General features: G+C 50.3%; 1 tRNA gene and 2 rRNA genes. All 3 read left to right on the top strand.

Annotated features, from left to right (window positions below):
* Window positions 1–116 precede the first annotated feature (116 nt).
* A 16S ribosomal RNA gene (locus HT719_RS07280) occupies window positions 117–1,662 on the top strand.
* 51 nt (window positions 1,663–1,713) lie between these two features.
* Window positions 1,714–1,786: transfer RNA gene (locus HT719_RS07275), tRNA-Ala, on the top strand.
* A gap of 124 nt (window positions 1,787–1,910) precedes the next feature.
* Window positions 1,911–4,706: ribosomal RNA gene (locus HT719_RS07270) — 23S ribosomal RNA — on the top strand; the annotation flags it as partial.

Genomic DNA, 4,706 nt, shown 5'->3' with positions numbered 1-4,706 from the left:
CTTTGAAAACTGAACAAGACGAACCAATGTGCAGGGCACTACAACCAAGGTTGTAGTACTGAACAATGAAAAAACAATAAATCTGTCAGTGACAGAAATGAGTGAGAACTCAAACTTTTAATGAGAGTTTGATCCTGGCTCAGGACGAACGCTGGCGGCGTGCCTAATACATGCAAGTAGAACGCTGAAGGAGGAGCTTGCTTCTCTGGATGAGTTGCGAACGGGTGAGTAACGCGTAGGTAACCTGCCTGGTAGCGGGGGATAACTATTGGAAACGATAGCTAATACCGCATAAGAGTAGATGTTGCATGACATTTGCTTAAAAGGTGCAATTGCATCACTACCAGATGGACCTGCGTTGTATTAGCTAGTTGGTGGGGTAACGGCTCACCAAGGCGACGATACATAGCCGACCTGAGAGGGTGATCGGCCACACTGGGACTGAGACACGGCCCAGACTCCTACGGGAGGCAGCAGTAGGGAATCTTCGGCAATGGACGGAAGTCTGACCGAGCAACGCCGCGTGAGTGAAGAAGGTTTTCGGATCGTAAAGCTCTGTTGTAAGAGAAGAACGAGTGTGAGAGTGGAAAGTTCACACTGTGACGGTATCTTACCAGAAAGGGACGGCTAACTACGTGCCAGCAGCCGCGGTAATACGTAGGTCCCGAGCGTTGTCCGGATTTATTGGGCGTAAAGCGAGCGCAGGCGGTTAGATAAGTCTGAAGTTAAAGGCTGTGGCTTAACCATAGTAGGCTTTGGAAACTGTTTAACTTGAGTGCAAGAGGGGAGAGTGGAATTCCATGTGTAGCGGTGAAATGCGTAGATATATGGAGGAACACCGGTGGCGAAAGCGGCTCTCTGGCTTGTAACTGACGCTGAGGCTCGAAAGCGTGGGGAGCAAACAGGATTAGATACCCTGGTAGTCCACGCCGTAAACGATGAGTGCTAGGTGTTAGACCCTTTCCGGGGTTTAGTGCCGTAGCTAACGCATTAAGCACTCCGCCTGGGGAGTACGACCGCAAGGTTGAAACTCAAAGGAATTGACGGGGGCCCGCACAAGCGGTGGAGCATGTGGTTTAATTCGAAGCAACGCGAAGAACCTTACCAGGTCTTGACATCCCTCTGACCGCTCTAGAGATAGAGTTTTCCTTCGGGACAGAGGTGACAGGTGGTGCATGGTTGTCGTCAGCTCGTGTCGTGAGATGTTGGGTTAAGTCCCGCAACGAGCGCAACCCCTATTGTTAGTTGCCATCATTCAGTTGGGCACTCTAGCGAGACTGCCGGTAATAAACCGGAGGAAGGTGGGGATGACGTCAAATCATCATGCCCCTTATGACCTGGGCTACACACGTGCTACAATGGCTGGTACAACGAGTCGCAAGCCGGTGACGGCAAGCTAATCTCTTAAAGCCAGTCTCAGTTCGGATTGTAGGCTGCAACTCGCCTACATGAAGTCGGAATCGCTAGTAATCGCGGATCAGCACGCCGCGGTGAATACGTTCCCGGGCCTTGTACACACCGCCCGTCACACCACGAGAGTTTGTAACACCCGAAGTCGGTGAGGTAACCGTAAGGAGCCAGCCGCCTAAGGTGGGATAGATGATTGGGGTGAAGTCGTAACAAGGTAGCCGTATCGGAAGGTGCGGCTGGATCACCTCCTTTCTAAGGAAAAGGAACTGCGCATTGGTCTTGTTTAGTCTTGAGAGGTCTTGTGGGGCCTTAGCTCAGCTGGGAGAGCGCCTGCTTTGCACGCAGGAGGTCAGCGGTTCGATCCCGCTAGGCTCCATTGGTGAGAGATCACCAAGTAATGCACATTGAAAATTGAATATCTATATCAAATAGTAACAAGAAAATAAACCGAAAACGCTGTAGTATTAATAAGAGTTTATGACTGAAAGGTCAAAAAATAAGGTTAAGTTAATAAGGGCGCACGGTGGATGCCTTGGCACTAGGAGCCGAAGAAGGACGTGACAAACGACGATATGCCTTGGGTAGCTGTAAGTAAGCGATGATCCAGGGATTTCCGAATGGGGGAACCCAACAGGTACTACCTGTTACCCACATCTGTTAAGGATGTGAGGAGGAAGACGCAGTGAACTGAAACATCTAAGTAGCTGCAGGAAGAGAAAGCAAAAGCGATTGCCTTAGTAGCGGCGAGCGAAACGGCAGGAGGGCAAACCGAAGAGTTTACTCTTCGGGGTTGTAGGACTGCAATGTGGACTCAAAGATTATAGAAGAATGATTTGGGAAGATCAGCCAAAGAGAGTAATAGCCTCGTATTTAAAATAGTCTTTGTACCTAGCAGTATCCTGAGTACGGCGGGACACGTGAAATCCCGTCGGAATCTGGGAGGACCATCTCCTAACCCTAAATACTCCCTAGTGACCGATAGTGAACCAGTACCGTGAGGGAAAGGTGAAAAGCACCCCGGGAGGGGAGTGAAATAGAACCTGAAACCGTGTGCCTACAACAAGTTCGAGCCCGTTAATGGGTGAGAGCGTGCCTTTTGTAGAATGAACCGGCGAGTTACGTTATGATGCGAGGTTAAGTTGAAGAGACGGAGCCGTAGGGAAACCGAGTCTGAATAGGGCGCCTTAGTATCATGACGTAGACCCGAAACCATGTGACCTACCCATGAGCAGGTTGAAGGTGCGGTAAGACGCACTGGAGGACCGAACCAGGGCACGTTGAAAAGTGCTTGGATGACTTGTGGGTAGCGGAGAAATTCCAAACGAACTTGGAGATAGCTGGTTCTCTCCGAAATAGCTTTAGGGCTAGCGTCGACATAAAGATTCTTGGAGGTAGAGCACTGTTTGGGTGAGGGGTCCATCCCGGATTACCAATCTCAGATAAACTCCGAATGCCAATGAATTATGGTCGGCAGTCAGACTGCGAGTGCTAAGATCCGTAGTCGAAAGGGAAACAGCCCAGACCACCAGCTAAGGTCCCAAAATAATTGTTAAGTGGAAAAGGATGTGGGGTTGCACAGACAACTAGGATGTTAGCTTAGAAGCAGCTATTCATTCAAAGAGTGCGTAATAGCTCACTAGTCGAGTGACCCTGCGCCGAAAATGTACCGGGGCTAAAACAATTTACCGAAGCTGTGGATACCTTTATAGGTATGGTAGGAGAGCGTTCTATGTGTGATGAAGGTATACCGTGAGGAGTGCTGGAACGCATAGAAGTGAGAATGCCGGTATGAGTAGCGAAAGACAGGTGAGAATCCTGTCCACCGTAAGACTAAGGTTTCCAGGGGAAGGCTCGTCCGCCCTGGGTTAGTCGGGACCTAAGGAGAGACCGAAAGGTGTATCCGATGGACAACAGGTTGATATTCCTGTACTAGAGTATGTAGTGATGGAGGGACGCAGTAGGCTAACTAAAGCAGACGATTGGAAGAGTCTGTCTAAGCAGTGAGGTGTGAATTGAGTTAAATGCTTAGTTCTATAACATTGAGCTGTGATGGGGAGCGAAGTTTAGTAGCGAAGTTAGTGACGTCACACTGCCAAGAAAAGCTTCTAGCGTTTAAACATACTCTACCCGTACCGCAAACCGACACAGGTAGTCGAGGCGAGTAGCCTCAGGTGAGCGAGAGAACTCTCGTTAAGGAACTCGGCAAAATGACCCCGTAACTTCGGGAGAAGGGGTGCTGACTTTAAGTCAGCCGCAGTGAATAGGCCCAAGCAACTGTTTATCAAAAACACAGCTCTCTGCTAAATCGTAAGATGATGTATAGGGGGTGACGCCTGCCCGGTGCTGGAAGGTTAAGAGGAGTGCTTAGCGTAAGCGAAGGTATGAATTGAAGCCCCAGTAAACGGCGGCCGTAACTATAACGGTCCTAAGGTAGCGAAATTCCTTGTCGGGTAAGTTCCGACCCGCACGAAAGGCGTAATGATTTGGGCACTGTCTCAACGAGAGACTCGGTGAAATTTTAGTACCTGTGAAGATGCAGGTTACCCGCGACAGGACGGAAAGACCCCATGGAGCTTTACTGCAGTTTGATATTGAGTGTCTGTACCACATGTACAGGATAGGTAGGAGTCTACGAGATCGGGACGCCAGTTTCGAAGGAGACGCTGTTGGGATACTACCCTTGTGTTATGGCCACTCTAACCCAGATAGGTGATCCCTATCGGAGACAGTGTCTGACGGGCAGTTTGACTGGGGCGGTCGCCTCCTAAAAGGTAACGGAGGCGCCCAAAGGTTCCCTCAGAATGGTTGGAAATCATTCGCAGAGTGTAAAGGTATAAGGGAGCTTGACTGCGAGAGCTACAACTCGAGCAGGGACGAAAGTCGGGCTTAGTGATCCGGTGGTTCCGTATGGAAGGGCCATCGCTCAACGGATAAAAGCTACCCTGGGGATAACAGGCTTATCTCCCCCAAGAGTTCACATCGACGGGGAGGTTTGGCACCTCGATGTCGGCTCGTCGCATCCTGGGGCTGTAGTCGGTCCCAAGGGTTGGGCTGTTCGCCCATTAAAGCGGCACGCGAGCTGGGTTCAGAACGTCGTGAGACAGTTCGGTCCCTATCCGTCGCGGGCGTAGGAAATTTGAGAGGATCTGCTCCTAGTACGAGAGGACCAGAGTGGACTTACCGCTGGTGTACCAGTTGTCTTGCCAAAGGCATCGCTGGGTAGCTATGTAGGGAAGGGATAAACGCTGAAAGCATCTAAGTGTGAAACCCACCTCAAGATGAGATTTCCCATGATT

It is taken from the genome of Streptococcus sp. k-378 (genome assembly GCF_013277505.1).
GTDB classification, from domain to species: domain Bacteria; phylum Bacillota; class Bacilli; order Lactobacillales; family Streptococcaceae; genus Streptococcus; species Streptococcus pseudopneumoniae.
Note: the sequence above shows the minus strand (reverse complement) of the source record. Positions and strands in the feature narration are given on the sequence as shown.